The organism is Paraglaciecola sp. 2405UD69-4 (assembly GCF_047525415.1).
Classification (GTDB): domain Bacteria; phylum Pseudomonadota; class Gammaproteobacteria; order Enterobacterales; family Alteromonadaceae; genus Paraglaciecola.
The window spans coordinates 825,484-839,909 of record NZ_JBLIXM010000001.1 but is presented as its reverse complement, the minus strand read 5'-3'; the positions used below and the strand labels follow the sequence as shown (position 1 = coordinate 839,909).

Below are 14,426 nucleotides of genomic sequence, written 5' to 3'. Positions count from 1 at the left end.
AATGGCAAAACAACCACTTTCTTCTAAACTTTAAAGACTTAATACAACCAAGGATGGTCTGTTATGCCTCAGCCTCGTAAGTCTCAAATCAGTTTAATTGATACCCCTTATTATCATTGTGTGTCTCGGTGTGTTCGTCGTTCGTTTTTATGTGGGGTTGATAGCGTAAGTGGCCAAAGCTACGAACATAGACGTGGCTGGGTAGAAGATAGGTTATTGTTCTTAGGCACTGTGTTTGCCATTGATGTTTGCGCCTATGCTGTAATGAGTAACCATACCCATGTGGTGCTGTGTGTTGATAAAGACTTAGCAGATAGCTGGTCTATGGATGAGGTGATTCATCGTTGGCATAGGCTCTATAAAGGCACACTCTTAACGGCAAAGTATGTAAAAGGAGAGGCGTTATCTACAAGCGAACGTTTAAGCCTTGAAGACACAGTAACCGTTTATAGAAAACGCTTATACGACATGAGTTGGCTAATGCGTAATCTCAATGAGCACATTGCCCGTGAGGCCAACAAAGAAGACAGTTGCACGGGTAGGTTCTGGGAAGGCAGGTTCAAATCACAAGCCCTATTAGATGAGTCTGCCGTTTTAGCTTGCATGGCTTATGTTGACTTAAACCCCATTCGAGCCAAGATGGATAAAACGCCTGAGACATCCAAACACACCAGCATAAAAACGCGTATTCAATCAATTATAAAAGGTGAACAATCTAAAGCACTTATGCCCTTTGTCGGTAACCACAGGCAAGACATGCCTAAAGGCATTGCTTACAGCTTAATAGATTACTGTGAACTAGTAGACACAACAGGTAGATGTATAAGAGAAGATAAAGCAGGATATATAGATAACCATCAAAGTCCTATTCTAAAAAGATTGGGGTTAGACAACGAACAGTGGCTTACCCTCACTACAGAGTTTGAACAACACTTTGCAACCGCAGTTGGCAGCGAACAGATGATGCAACAGTTTAAACACCACACCCACCACAAAAGAATACGAGGGATGGCAAAGGTTAAAACCTTATTTAAAATCGCCTAAAGTCTCTATGTACTAAACACAACACTCAGCATAAGTTGGAGAGTTAAAACTCGCCTGAAATTTGAGTTTTTGACTAGATTTACAACTAACACAACTCAAACTTCGCTAAATTCCCTTTTTAAACTTAAAAACACTAACTCACCAACCGAAAATATTCAGGAAAAAGACTTAATGAAAAACGCTGTTTTTTACTTTTTTAAAAGTGGCTGTCTTTGTAATTTTTTCCTGAAGTCTCTAAGCACTACACTCAGCACAAGCTGGAGAGTTAAAACTCGCCTGAAATTTGAGTTTTTAGCTAGATTTACAACAAACACAACTCAAGCTTCGCTAAATTACCTTTTTAAACTTAAAAACACTAACTCAACAGCCGAAAACAACCAGGGAAATGAATTAATGAAAAACGCTGTTTTTTACTTTTTTAAAAGTGGCTGTCTTTGTAATTTTTTTGTAATTTTCTTGTTAGCTGATGATTCAGGCTTACTCAAAACCATTTTTTCGAATTACGTTTTTATATCATTCACTTCGGACCAAATTCTTAAGTCCTCAAGAATTTTCAGGGCACTTCGCCCAAAGTCGGTTAATTCATAGGTAACCGCTACTGGGCGGTCATTAATAACCTTGCGTATTACCATACCGTTAGCTTCCAACTCTTTTAAACGTTGGTCAATCATCTTCTTACTCGCGCCACCAAGCATTCGACCAAGATCATTAAAGCGGACGGGGGAATCCTTTAGATGGTAAATAATAGAACCCGTCCATTTGCCACCAATGAGTCGCATTCCCCGTTCTATAGCGCAAGGCTCTGTACAGGCATTGAGCGTAGTTTTTCGACCTTTACTGTCGGTTTTTACAATACTTTCCATTTCTCTCACCCGGCTTGATCATAGGTTACCAAAAGTATACTAGTTGTTTTTAGGTGGAAGGTTACCATAGTATACCTACAGTTCAAATTACACCTCTACTTTCAAAAGACTATAGGAGATAGGTAAAACATGAGCAATGTATTAATTATTAACGCACACCACCAATACCCATTTTCTGAAGGGAAATTAAACAGTTCTCTCGTGCTTCTAGCTCGTAAGCTATTAGAAGCGAAAGGACATATCGTAAAGGTAGTCGAGATAGACAATGGTTGGAATGTTGAAGAAGAGCTGAAAAACCACCAATGGGCAGACATTATTCTTGTTCAATCACCTATAAACTGGATGGGCGTTCCGTGGACATTTAAAAAATACATGGATGAGGTCTATACAGCAGGTATGGACGGTACTTTATGTAACGGTGACGGGCGAACCAGAGAGCAGCCCCGAAGTAACTATGGCGCCGGAGGCACTTTAAATGGCAAAAAATACATGATCTCGCTTACATTTAACGCCCCTAGGGAAGCCTTTGATAATAGCGATGAATATTTATTTCAAGGCAAAAGCGTGGACGACCTAATATTTCCGATGCATATGAACTTTCGGTTTTTTGCTATGGAAGCGATGAAAACGTTCGCCTGCTTTGACGTGATGAAAAATGCGACGATAGAAAACGATTTCAAGCGCTTTGAAGACCATTTAAATAGCCATTTTTAGGAGGAATTATGTATACGAAAAAACTACATGCTGGCACTAAATTTCCCAATATTAACGCCACGCTATTGAACGGTGAGAACGTACTACTTTCTCAGCCGAACGGCGATAAAGATTGGAAGCTTGTGCTCGTATACAGAGGAAGACACTGCCCGCTGTGTACAAAGTACCTTAATGAACTAGAACAACATATCCAAACTTTGTATGACGCTGGTGTTGATATTATTGCCGTGTCAGGTGACAGCAAAGAACAATTAGTAGACCACCTAGAAGAGCTGAATGTAAGTTTTCCTATGGCATATGGGTTAACTGAGGAGCAAATGCGAGAACTCGGATTGTATATTTCCATTCCTCGATCCGAGAAAGAAACAAATCACAATTTCTCTGAACCCGGCCTGTTTGTTATCAATCTGGACGGCAATATTCAGGTAGTAGATATTTCAAACAATCCATTCGTAAGGCCAAGCTTACCTGAATTTGTCTCTGGGATTAATTGGATCCGGAACCCGGAAAACAACTATCCTATTCGTGGAACGTTTCAATGAAAAAAACTAGCAACGCGCGCAGCTAACACCCAAATAAGGGGCACAAACGTCGCGGCTATAATCGGAACGAAGCGGCGACACAGCCGCCATGTTTGTGTCCCAGCGAGCCCGCGAGCGACTTAATTTGATTGTTATATGCCGCTTGCATAAATAGCTCCATATAGTTTTGAAAAAGCCATAAGTAAAAAGCCAGACATAAGAGACCAGTTTCGGAGCCTCGATAACCAGCCTGACAAAATAACATTCCGACTCATGCTCTTTTCAACTAAGGGAGCCTGCTCAGAAATCACACTTAATATTATTTGTGCTTCTTGAGTATGTATAACCCGACCTGAACTATGCTGTAAATAACCACCAGGCTCTGCGAAAGAACTTAAAATACTACTCTGATTTGATTCCATATCAAGTACACGATAGTTGCCCATCATTACTTTTATATTAGTGTTAATACGCCAAAAGCCGACTAGAAGTGATACGAAAAATAGCGTGATGGCTGCTAGTTCTAGTGTATTTTCTGACAGGGATATTGGCTCAGGTTTATATTTTTCACCGACGTAAGCAAATAATGCTGACGTAAGGCCGAGCAAAAAGTAATCAAGCTTCTGTTGAGAATCTCTAATCCCTTTAAATAAATCTAATTTCTCATTGTCCATTAAAATTTCCGACAGGCATATAACTTTAAGCTAAGGGGCGCAGATACGTGGGGCATAATGGCGAAGCCGCCCCGCGTATAGGCGTCCCAGCGACCGAAGGGAGAGGCTTGAGCATTTTGTTAGGCATTGGGCTCAAACTTTGCCTTTGCGGCCAAAATAAAACAACACAGACTAGCAAAAGTAGCTAAGTAATAAGGTAAATCGTTGTACAAATGAATATCATCATATACGGCATCGTCTATTATTGCAGTACCAACTGCTATTGAGACTATCGGGATAAATATAGATAAGAAAGTAAAACAAAATCCCAGTGAAAGGTACTTGTACACTTGATGACCAGAAAGTTTTGCGCTTTTACGAAAATTTAAAGATAAGTAACCAAAGGTTATTAAAACTAACAGTTCAAAAATACCAGAAAGCATCCCTTCTGTTCCTAGGAGCTCTAAAAATAAATCCATTGTTTACGATTACCTTTAAATGCCTAACGCTAAGCTAAGGGGCAAAACTGCTGTGCGATAATATGCGAAGCATAGCACAGTGGTTTTGTCCCAGTGAACGGAGTGAACGACTTGAGCGCTTTGTTAGGTAGCTTATATTTAATTCGGTTCTTTTTCCCATTTGTCACCTCTATTCAAAGCGTCAATTGCAAGTTTTGCCCAATTTCTGACTTCTTCGTAAACACTATCTAATTCTTTTTCAAGGTAAGGGACAACTGATTTATCCTCTGACTCTCCCAGAAGTTCAATTAACTTTCCTTTAGTGTATGGTTCAGAATGGATATTTAGTAGTTTAATTATTTCAGGAATAGTATCTCGTGCAGATGGCCTTTGTCCCCAATAAGCATCTTCGAATGCCGTAGCATCCTCGTCGACTATATCATTTAACCATTTTTTTAAACTAATATACTCAGGCATGACTGCTACCTAACAATTTATTAGACGACATAATGTCGTGTTTAAACACGACATTATGTCCAATATAATTCAGACCTTATTTTTACTCGGTCTCTACGTTATTCTTTTATAACTATTTTTTACCTATCAAGCAAAAGCTAAATGGGAAAGTGCCCCAAAATGTCCACGATCTGCTGTTATTGGACAAAACGCATAATACTGTCTATAAAAACAGTATAAATTAAATTGCAAGGCATTAACGCAGACACACATCGTAGCTTTACGGTAAGGTATCATTGCTGGACCAGTAAATAAGTTCTTTGGCTCTTTAACTTTTCCCATAGTTCAATAAACCACATAAAATAGCCCTTTGGCCAAAGGAGTAGATATACACTCAAACCTGTGAGGAATAGCCGCATTAAAACTGATTAATTGATGAGCTTTAATAGACACTCGCTTGTTGGCGATATACATCAGCATACTGCCTTGCTCTAGCCATATATGCTTAGTTGATCCTGCTACATTGGCTGCAAAGGCTGTTTTACCAAAGGCCTTAAAGTGGAAATGGTAGATTTCATTCGAAAAATGCCGTGTTTGGCTATTCAGTATATGGCATACAAAGGGGCTGTCTTTTTTACTAACTAAGTTATCTGTATTGATTTCAGATACACGAATATTAAGTGCCTGCTCTGGGGGCTGTACTAAGTCCCCTAAACTTATTTCCATAGCATTGGCTAACTTGGCTAACACCACAATAGTAGGCGTGGTTTGCGCTGACTCTATTTGTGCGATCATCGAACGACTTACACCTGAGCGATCCGCGAGGGCTTGTAAGCTCTCTTGTTTTGCGGCCCGATAACTACGTACAAAATGTCCAATAAAATCAAAACTAGGCTCACTTTGCGTGACCTTTTTATCAATAGTGTCTGTTGTCATACTCCCCACCACATTCCAATATACTGGATAAATTCCTATTTATACTTACACAGTCATCAAAAACGCGCCAGACTCACCATTTAAAACACAATTCATTCAGGTGGTTAGTCATGACTGGATCTAAAAAAGTAGTCGCGGTAACAGGTGCAAACTCGGGTATTGGGCTAGACCTTGTTAAGGCATATCTTGCGGCGGGTCACAAAGTCGCAGCGTTCTCACGAAGTGTTGACCAATGTGAAGCTTTGGCTCATCAGTACCCCAAAAGCTTAATGTGTAAACAGGGGGTAGTTGAGAACACTAAGGATTTAGAAAGCTTTTATCAACAGATATCAAATACTTGGCAAGGGCTCGACATCCTTGTGGCCAACGCGGGTATCGCCCATGCAGAAGCAATATCAGAGGTAACTGAAGAGAGCTTTGAAAACACCCTAAACATCAATGTAAAAGGCGTGTTTTTCACCGTACAAAAAGCATTGCCTGTCCTCAACAAGCAGGCATCTATCACTTTAATTTCATCCATACAAGCAAATCGCGGGGCCGGTGTGTGGGCAGCTTATGGCGCCTCTAAAGCGGCGGTTCGTTCATTGGCCCGCTCCTTTGCAGCAGAACTTGGGCCAAAAGGTATACGGGTAAATTGCTTATCACCCGGTGTCACGCAAACGCCTATCTTTGATAAATTTGGCATTGATAGAGAGGTACTTGACCAAAGCTTAATTCAAATTAGTGACAGCACGCCGCTAAAACGCTTAGGTACAGTTGATGATATTACCAATGCAATCATGTACTTAAACTCAGACAATGCGTCGTTTATTACCGGGGCCGATTTACAAGTAGATGGAGGCTTGGCACAAATTTAAAAATACTCTAACTAGCTTTAACTTTTTAAAGCTAGCCACTGCTGCTTTAGGCCAACTAAATGTAGTAAACCTAATACTAGGCAAATACTCGAACTCCATACCCAAAACTCAGGGCTTCTACCAATAGGGTTAGCCACAAAGTAAAAACCAGCCACTCCCCGTAAAAGGTAAATACTGGTAATAGCAACAAGGGCAAGGCGTACTAATGGCAAACGTTTAATTAGCCCAGCCCCCGAGAATGCAAACAGTGCCCAAACCATTAACACACTGGCAACCCCTAGTGTGATAAGAGTGGGCTGCATCATGCCTTGTTCAGCCAAGTTCGCCATATGCTCACCAGCCCCAAAAAAACGGTACCAAGGCGCACCAAAATAAATACACCCTAGGTGCAACAACCCTGCTATGGCGTTTAAGCTGCCTGCTGCAATTAGGTTATTGTTCACATGTTTTCCTTTGGTGTGGCACTAACATTACTTTTGCTGCAAGTGGCCTTTCAGCAAACTTGGTAAGCGCTCTGGGGTGAATATTTCAATCCAGTAACCATCTGGGTCTTTAATAAAAGCAATACCTTTCATGCCGCCATCGTTTGGTTTTTTCTGAAACTCAACCCCTAGTGACTCAAAGCGTTCACAGGCTGCATCAATATCCGGTACCGAAAACCCAATATGGCCAAATCCCTTAGGCTCAGAATTACCATTGTGATAAGCCACAGTGTCATCGTTTTCATCGCCCCAGTTATGGGTTAGCTCTAACATAGCGGGGCGACCAAAGGTTTGCACCATACGTTGGTCATCGTCTGCAGACCAATCACCACTAGCTTGTGGTGGAACACAGGCTAAAAAGTACAAGGAGAACTTCATGTCTTCAAAATCTAAACGTTTGACTAACGTCATGCCTAACACTTGGGTATAAAAGGCTAATGTAGGCTCAGGGTTTTTGATCCTGAACATGGTTTGATTAAATACAAATTCATGGGTAGCAGGGTCGTGCTCTTCGCTTAAGCCTTTAGCTTGGTCAAAATGACGGCTCATATTGGTATCCTTTTATGCATTATTAACGCGACAAGGGGTTATGGTATCTTAGATGATAAGCCCTTTGAATGGTTTTATAGGGTCTACAAAAAAGTAAGGAGTTAAGCCTACTTTTTAGATGGTTTATCTTAATTATTAATGCTTTTTACGCAGCTGATAAGTTAAGGCTGCAAAGATAAACTGCTTTATTGGCTCTTCTTGAATTGAGTCGCGGCGATCAAATAACACTCCGCGGTTTTTATTGTAATCTAAGTCAGGATAAACCAAGCTAAACTCTTCAATTAAACGGGTTTGGCAGTGTACAAATAAGCCGTATTTTTGCGGGGTAGACTTAAGGGGGGCAAGCCTTACTGTTGTTCCAGATTTAGGAGTATGAGTTAGGTAACTTGTCTCTCCCCATTTTAAACATTCGTCAATTTCGCCTATGTTTTCCGACGTGTTTGCAATATCAAACACGGCTTTTACTTTTGGCTCCATCCTCAGCCCTTTTAGCCCAAGTTTTTAGGTAGGTTATAACCGTATATACCATCTAGTTGTTTAGCTGCCAAAGCATCACTTAATCCAAGCTTTGAAAGCCCAGACAGCACAGCTAACTTTGCTTGGTCAATGGGCGTCCTCATATGATACAAGCCGGCATTTTTACGTGCCCCAAGTTGAATACCTTTGGTGCGGGCTAATCGCAAATTTTGATACTTTTCTAAAGCAGCTGGTATGGGTAAATTACTCACTAAACAATGGGCTAACGCATAACTGTCTTCAATGGCCATGGCTGCACCTTGTGCTAAAAACGGCAACATGGGGTGGCAAGCATCTCCTAGTAGCGCAACATGTTTATCTACCCACTGGTTCAATGGTTTTCTGTCAAACAAAGCCCATAAAAAGCAAGACTCGGCACCCTGAAGTAACTCAGTTACTTCTGGGTGCCAGCCCTTAAAAGCGCTTTTAAGTTCATTAATATCACCCGCTTCGTTCCAAGACTCTTTACGCCAATCATCTCGTTCTTGTACCGCCACAAAGTTCACTAAGTCGCCGCCACGCAAATAATAACTGACAAAATGCTGCCCTGGCCCCACCCACAAATTGGCCTTAGGCTTAACTAGATTTTTGGGAAGCTTATTGGCTTTTACTGTCCCTCGCCATGCCACTTGACCGGTGAATTCAGCTGGGGATTCTCCCAACATACAAGCTTGAACCTTAGACTTAATTCCATCGGCACCAACAAGTAAATCAGCTTGCACGTGAGTGCCACTTTCAAACTCAATGGACACGCCATTATCATGTAATTGATAACCTAACACAGCATCACCTAAGTGAACACTTACACCCTCTTCAATGCACGCATTATAAAGAGCGGTATGTAAGTCAGCTCGGTGGATATGTAAATAATCAGCAGCGTATTTTTCAGTGGCACTTGCCCCAAGGGGCACAGAAAAATAGTGGGCGCCTGTTTGGTAATGACGCATCACGGCTGCACTAGGTTGAAACCCTAATGCTTTGATCTCATCAGCCACATTTAAGCGCGCCAAAACATGCATGGCATTGGGGCTTAACTGTAAACCTGCCCCTACCTCAGATAGTTCAGCGCTTTGTTCATAAACAGCAAGATCGAAGCCCTTTTTTCGTAACGCTAACGCAGCGCAGAGGCCGCCAATTCCTGCCCCTGCTATAACAATTTTTATACCCAAAAGGGATCCTAAGGAGTTAGATTTTCTTACGCCAAATAGTAATATGGTTGTTAGCGGTTTGGCTAGTGCGATTGTCTAATTCAAACTGGCTAACAATATCAGCCTGCTGCAACAACTCAAACTCACCTTCCATCAACTCCGTTAAGTGTGCTTCACTGCTTAGGTTTTCACCGTTACGTTTAACACCGCCTATCCAACGGTGTTTATCGGTTATATCTTCATTCCAACCGTAACTGCTGCCTATCACCATAATGCCACCGGGTTTAACCCTTTGGCACAATTGCGCTAGTAACACTTCTGGATGATAACTGTATTCAATGACACGATGGCAAACGAGCACATCATAATCACAAAATTGCGGCTTAAGGTTATGGCCGTCACCTTGGGCAAAGTTCAAGTTTTCAGGAGCTTGCTGAAAACCTAGATCAGCGAGGGTAACCTCATGAAAATCAAAAATATCACCTTGAGTAGGCATGGCATAACGTACCTGCCCTTGTTCTTTTAAATCTAAGCAATGCTGAATATGCCTAGCGGTAAAATCGATACCATCAACCTGCCCTGCTATTTTTGCCAGTTCGAATGATAAACGCCCTGCACCGCAGCCTAAATCTAATACCTTGCTATCGGCTTTTATATAACCTTTAACAAGACTCAAAAGCTGATGAATATCGCTTGTGGTATTTACACTAGTGGCCTTAAAGTGATGATGTAATAAGCGGCTTATCTCTGTTTGCATCTCACATTTAGTCACAGGTGTAACGGGGACATCTTTACTAGAGCTTGCCACATAACGAAACCCAGCATGTTGATAAAAATGACGGCGAAACGCATAGCGTGAATCACGAGTCGCTTCGTTTCCAGTAGAAATCCAGCTCCCTCCTTTAATTAAATTATGTTGCCCATCAAAGGTAGGGGTTGAAAAGTCATCATACAAAGGGTGAACCTTAAAGCCTTCGTAACCATCGATTGGGCTTTCTGTCCACTGCCATACGTTACCAATAACATCGTAAAAATCTGTTTGTTTGAAGGTATCCACTGGGCACGAAGAAGCATAATGTTCTAAATTTACGTTACCCGGCGCTTTGCTCCAATAGGGTAAGTCAGTATCAAGTTGATCCCTAAGTACTTGCCATTCACCTTCTGTGGGTAAGCGCACAAAATCATCACTTAGGCTATCTTTCCAATTACAAAAAGCTTTTGCTTCAAGGTAGTTCACCTCTACTGGCCAATCAAGTGGCAATGGAATGGCTTCTGTTAAATTACGTTGCCAATAGCTGCCATCTTTTACATCCCAAAATCTGGGCATTGTAGCTTTAGTGAATGCTAACCAACTTTGGCCCTCTTCGGTCCAAAATTGTGGATTTTGATAACCACCAGCATCCACAAACTCCATGAACTCTTGGTTAGATACCAAGTACTCAGACGCGGCAAAATCCTTCACGCTAACTGGATGCTGGCCATACTCATTGTCCCAACCGTAGGTTACATTTGTGTCCGGTTTACCTAGCACAATGTCTGTAGCGCCTACATCAATCAAGCTGTTGTTAGGCGCTTTGCCACTTTCAGCACACGCCTTCCAAAGGTTTGAAGGCGTAAGGTAACGTAAATCAAGCATACGAATAATCACGGAGGATGTTTCGATATGAATACGCTCGTGCTCACACCCCATTAGTAGCACCCAAGCTAATGAGTCTTGCTGAATAGGTAACGACAAGTCCATGGAATCAATTAAATCTAACACCCGCTTTTTAACAAGGTCACGGTATTGAGATACAGCATCAACACTAGGCCACTCATAATTACCGGGAGACAAGTCATCCCAAGACATTTCGTCAACACCCACCGCGCATACAGACTCAATTTTTTGATCTACACGACTTTGAATAAACTGGCCTAATAGCAATTTGTTAATGTAAAACACCGCTGTGTGGCCATAATAAAAAATAAGAGGATGACGCAATGGCTCGGGCCGCAGGTAGAAGGCTTCGTCTTGATTAATCAATGAAAACAAAGACTCGTATAAATCCCAAGTTTGCTCAAAGTAAGTTCTAATTTCAGCCCTTTTCCCGTCAACAGAATCACCAGTTAGTAAAGGGGGCTTATCAAGGGCAATGACTTTTTGTTTTAACAAAATACTGTTCCTAATTTTTTAATACCAGCCTAAATATAGCCGGTTAAATTTTTATGAACCCAGAGCAATCGTTGCTCCTTCATATGGTTTTAACACCATATCTCTAATCTTTTTACTTAAGTTTGCGACATCAGCGTAAAACATATTTTGACAATACAGGTCAACCTTACTCATCAGCCAGTCATCATTTTTAAACAAAGACAAGGCGCCAAGTCTACCGTCGTCTTCAGAACCTGTATCATATAAAGACCTTGGTAAGGTCTTATCTGAAAAACTAGGCGCTGCTCTACCGGTTTTCCAACTATTTATGCCTTCAAGTACATTCAATAACGCAAAAATCACATTTAAATACGGATTGTAATCTTTACTTGTGGCACCAATTCTGTGTTCAACACGGGCCGTTTTTTGCCAATCTATTGTGTAAGACAACACTGAGTTATCAGCTGCAAAAAATAGCGGCTCTTGGCCCATTGCCTGATTGTGTTTACCTTTTTCTTTGTACAATGCAATGCTGCCTTGATGTCCACCAGATAAAATCACAGGTGAACTCAACTCTGCATCTAACCCATAATCATTTCTTAGTGCTAAGCGTTTAAAGGCGTCTTCTTCGGGTAAAAACAAAATGCAATTGTGGTAACTGTTACTCAGCAAATGGTACTGAACCCACTCTCCTAATCCCTGCTGTGCAAATAAGTTTTCGCCTTTGTGATTCTCAACACTGACATTTAGTTGAATCGCATTGGGTATGTGCACAGACCGCGTGTCTAATGAAAATATTGCGCCAGATCCACTAAGGTAACGGCCCTTGTCTGCCCCCCAAGCAACAGGTTGCATCAGCACGTTTTCTGCGCCGTGTTGCCGCATAATTTGTGGTAGCAACTGCATAGCTTTGTCTAGATTCTGCGCCTCTTTTAATGGCGATTGCCCGTTAAAAAGAGAGACATACTCCCATTGGTTTTTCCAATACTCAGTTTTAAGCTCACCATCAATATCAAGTTGTTTAAGCTTGTTGTTAATGCCTTGGTAATCAAGTTGCTTTTGCCACGGCGGTAACTCAAACACACCCTCCAACTCAAAATGCACCACTGGGTTAAACCCTTGTAGCGCTAAGTTATCTAGCAAATGTTTAATAATCTGTTGAAGCAACATAATGTAAGATGATTTACTCAGTTTTAAATTGTCACGGTCAAGTGTACAAAGCTAAAATCTACAGGCAACCAATATCACCTATGTTTGTACTGAGTTTTACAATATCCACGTAAAATTCCTTCTGGTCGTAAGCCAAGATGCTTGGTGGTTCGTCCTGCCATTCGCTTGCGCCAAACCTTAAACGAGCCTGACTTAAGCTCGCTACGCATCATACTCACGAGTTGGTTGGGTGTGAGTCCGTACAGATGCTCGATTGCCTCAAAAGGTGTTCTGTCTTCCCACGCCATTTCTATGATGCGGGAAACCTCTTCTTGGCTAAATTTATTTTTATTATCAAATTTCATAATTCACCCTTACGCCTAGATGAATGTTCTGGTTCACTAAACCACAAAAAATTAATGGCTGACTTTGATCTTAAAAGCACTAAAAAACGTAAAAACACTCTAATGACGCTCGAAGAATTTAAAAAGGAATCTTCTCATCAACGCAACAACTTTAGTTTGGTTTAGGCAAGACTTACGATTGAAGGACAACCCAGCTTTACATTTCGCCGCTGAGCAAGGGTCTGTTCTGCCTATATATGTACTCGATGACAACTGCCCCGAGCACGCCCAAATTGGTGGTGCCAGCCAGTGGTGGTTACACCAATCTTTGCAATCCTTAAATGCCTCCCTTGATGACAAGCTGCATATTCAAAAGGGCGATGCCACCAAAATATTGCTTAATATAATTAATGAACTTGATATCAAACAAGTGGTGTGGAATCGCTGTTACGAACCGTGGCAAATCAAGCGTGATAGCCAAATTAAACAGCAACTAACGGACATGGGAGTTAAAGTTAAGAGCTTTAACAGCCACTTGCTTTGGGAGCCTTGGGAAGTACTCAAAAAAGACGAGACACCATACAAAGTATTTACGCCTTACTACCGCAAAGGCTGCCTTACAAAAACCGCTCCTCGCATGCCAATAGCAAAGCCTGAAAACCTTAGCATCGAATTTAAAGCTGACCTTGATAAAGGCATAGATTCTTTAGCACTCATGCCAAGTATTAACTGGTACGACACAATGGCGACAACATGGACACCCGGGGAAGAAGGCGCTGCCAAAGGTTTAAGTGAATTTTTGCCCGCTGGCGCAAAACAGTATAAAGAAAAGCGGGATTTTCCTGGGCTAGGTGCTACATCTAAGCTCTCTCCTCACTTACATTTTGGTGAAATATCCCCGAATCAAATTTGGTACGCTGGGATCCACGCCTTAGATGGCAACATAGATAACTCGGGGTTAGATTGCTACTTAAGTGAACTTGGTTGGCGGGAATTTTCATACTATTTGTTGTATCACTTTCCTCATATTCCTGAGCAAAACTTTAGCCCTAAGTTTGAGCATTTTCCGTGGCGCACCGATAACGATTCTTTGCAAGCTTGGCAGCGCGGGCAAACAGGTATCCCTATTGTTGATGCAGGTATGCGAGAACTATGGCAAACCGGCACCATGCACAACAGAGTACGTATGATAGTTGCCTCATTCTTAGTTAAAAATTTGCTAATTCATTGGCGTGAAGGCGAGCGCTGGTTTTGGGATTGTTTACTAGACGCAGACCTTGCAGCCAATAGTGCAAGTTGGCAATGGGTGGCTGGCACAGGCGCAGATGCAGCGCCCTATTTTAGAATATTTAACCCAGTGACACAGGGTCAAAAATTTGATTCTCAAGGGGATTACGTTAAACGTTTTTGCCCAGAACTCAGTAAACTACCCGACAAGTACATTCATAATCCATGGGATGCTCCACAGAACATTTTAGATTATGCAGGGATCACATTTGGTGAAAACTATCCCCGTCCTTTGGTTGATTTAAAAGCCACAAGACAAAGAGCATTAGATGCACTAGCAGATGCCAAACATCTTGCTGAGCAGGAAGCGTCTTAAGC

The 14,426-nt window shown here is 41.6% G+C and carries 17 protein-coding genes; 5 read left to right on the top strand and 12 right to left on the bottom strand.

Features of this window, described 5'->3' with window-relative positions:
• Window positions 1-63: 63 nt before the first annotated feature.
• The gene (locus tag ACMUMK_RS03770; RefSeq protein ID WP_414699785.1) at window positions 64-1,044 is read left to right on the top strand and encodes a transposase; all 981 of its coding nucleotides are present in this window, start codon (window positions 64-66) and stop codon (window positions 1,042-1,044) included.
• Window positions 1,045-1,544: 500 nt separating this feature from the next.
• Here the strand turns inward: ACMUMK_RS03770 and ACMUMK_RS03765 are convergent, their stop codons facing one another.
• Window positions 1,545-1,907, bottom strand: coding sequence for a winged helix-turn-helix transcriptional regulator (locus ACMUMK_RS03765; protein ID WP_414699784.1), 363 nt, complete (start codon window positions 1,905-1,907; stop codon window positions 1,545-1,547).
• A gap of 129 nt (window positions 1,908-2,036) precedes the next feature.
• Between ACMUMK_RS03765 and ACMUMK_RS03760 the strand changes: the two genes are divergently transcribed.
• Window positions 2,037-2,621, top strand: a complete 585-nt coding sequence (locus tag ACMUMK_RS03760; protein ID WP_414699783.1) for an NAD(P)H-dependent oxidoreductase — start codon at window positions 2,037-2,039, stop codon at window positions 2,619-2,621.
• A gap of 8 nt (window positions 2,622-2,629) precedes the next feature.
• Window positions 2,630-3,163, top strand: coding sequence for a redoxin domain-containing protein (locus ACMUMK_RS03755; RefSeq protein WP_414699782.1), 534 nt, complete (start codon window positions 2,630-2,632; stop codon window positions 3,161-3,163).
• Between the two features lie 131 nt (window positions 3,164-3,294).
• On the opposite strand, the gene ACMUMK_RS03750 is transcribed toward ACMUMK_RS03755, so the two are convergent.
• The 4 genes from ACMUMK_RS03750 to ACMUMK_RS03735 all read right to left on the bottom strand — a co-directional run bounded on the left by ACMUMK_RS03750 (window position 3,295) and on the right by ACMUMK_RS03735 (window position 5,645).
• Window positions 3,295-3,816, bottom strand: a complete 522-nt coding sequence (locus ACMUMK_RS03750; protein ID WP_414699781.1) for a hypothetical protein — start codon at window positions 3,814-3,816, stop codon at window positions 3,295-3,297.
• A 119-nt stretch (window positions 3,817-3,935) separates the two neighbouring features.
• A complete protein-coding gene (locus tag ACMUMK_RS03745) occupies window positions 3,936-4,274 on the bottom strand; it encodes a hypothetical protein (protein WP_057794162.1) in 339 nt (112 codons plus the stop codon).
• Between the two features lie 138 nt (window positions 4,275-4,412).
• A complete protein-coding gene (locus ACMUMK_RS03740; RefSeq protein WP_414699780.1) occupies window positions 4,413-4,730 on the bottom strand; it encodes a hypothetical protein in 318 nt (105 codons plus the stop codon).
• A gap of 324 nt (window positions 4,731-5,054) precedes the next feature.
• On the bottom strand, window positions 5,055-5,645 hold the full coding sequence (locus ACMUMK_RS03735; RefSeq protein ID WP_414699779.1) for a helix-turn-helix domain-containing protein: 591 nt from the start codon (window positions 5,643-5,645) through the stop codon (window positions 5,055-5,057).
• 110 nt (window positions 5,646-5,755) lie between these two features.
• Between ACMUMK_RS03735 and ACMUMK_RS03730 the strand changes: the two genes are divergently transcribed.
• The gene (locus tag ACMUMK_RS03730; RefSeq protein WP_414699778.1) at window positions 5,756-6,502 is read left to right on the top strand and encodes an SDR family NAD(P)-dependent oxidoreductase; all 747 of its coding nucleotides are present in this window, start codon (window positions 5,756-5,758) and stop codon (window positions 6,500-6,502) included.
• Window positions 6,503-6,519: 17 nt separating this feature from the next.
• Here the strand turns inward: ACMUMK_RS03730 and ACMUMK_RS03725 are convergent, their stop codons facing one another.
• The 7 genes from ACMUMK_RS03725 to ACMUMK_RS03695 all read right to left on the bottom strand — a co-directional run bounded on the left by ACMUMK_RS03725 (window position 6,520) and on the right by ACMUMK_RS03695 (window position 12,842).
• A complete protein-coding gene (locus ACMUMK_RS03725; protein WP_414699777.1) occupies window positions 6,520-6,945 on the bottom strand; it encodes a hypothetical protein in 426 nt (141 codons plus the stop codon).
• A gap of 27 nt (window positions 6,946-6,972) precedes the next feature.
• The gene (gene gloA, locus ACMUMK_RS03720; RefSeq protein WP_414699776.1) at window positions 6,973-7,533 is read right to left on the bottom strand and encodes a lactoylglutathione lyase; all 561 of its coding nucleotides are present in this window, start codon (window positions 7,531-7,533) and stop codon (window positions 6,973-6,975) included.
• 135 nt (window positions 7,534-7,668) lie between these two features.
• Window positions 7,669-8,010, bottom strand: coding sequence for a DUF1801 domain-containing protein (locus ACMUMK_RS03715; RefSeq protein ID WP_414699775.1), 342 nt, complete (start codon window positions 8,008-8,010; stop codon window positions 7,669-7,671).
• A gap of 11 nt (window positions 8,011-8,021) precedes the next feature.
• Window positions 8,022-9,218, bottom strand: a complete 1,197-nt coding sequence (locus tag ACMUMK_RS03710; protein ID WP_414699774.1) for an FAD-dependent monooxygenase — start codon at window positions 9,216-9,218, stop codon at window positions 8,022-8,024.
• A 16-nt stretch (window positions 9,219-9,234) separates the two neighbouring features.
• The gene (gene ovoA, locus ACMUMK_RS03705) at window positions 9,235-11,349 is read right to left on the bottom strand and encodes a 5-histidylcysteine sulfoxide synthase (RefSeq protein ID WP_414699773.1); all 2,115 of its coding nucleotides are present in this window, start codon (window positions 11,347-11,349) and stop codon (window positions 9,235-9,237) included.
• Between the two features lie 51 nt (window positions 11,350-11,400).
• Window positions 11,401-12,498: a hypothetical protein gene (locus tag ACMUMK_RS03700; RefSeq protein ID WP_414699772.1), complete on the bottom strand. Its 1,098-nt coding sequence runs from the start codon at window positions 12,496-12,498 to the stop codon at window positions 11,401-11,403.
• Window positions 12,499-12,572: 74 nt separating this feature from the next.
• Complete coding sequence (locus tag ACMUMK_RS03695) at window positions 12,573-12,842, bottom strand: TIGR03643 family protein (RefSeq protein WP_414699771.1); 270 nt, start codon at window positions 12,840-12,842, stop codon at window positions 12,573-12,575.
• 136 nt (window positions 12,843-12,978) lie between these two features.
• On the opposite strand from ACMUMK_RS03695, the gene ACMUMK_RS03690 reads away from it, so the two are divergent.
• The gene (locus ACMUMK_RS03690; RefSeq protein WP_414700322.1) at window positions 12,979-14,424 is read left to right on the top strand and encodes a cryptochrome/photolyase family protein; all 1,446 of its coding nucleotides are present in this window, start codon (window positions 12,979-12,981) and stop codon (window positions 14,422-14,424) included.
• The last annotated feature ends 2 nt before the right edge of the window (window positions 14,425-14,426 follow it).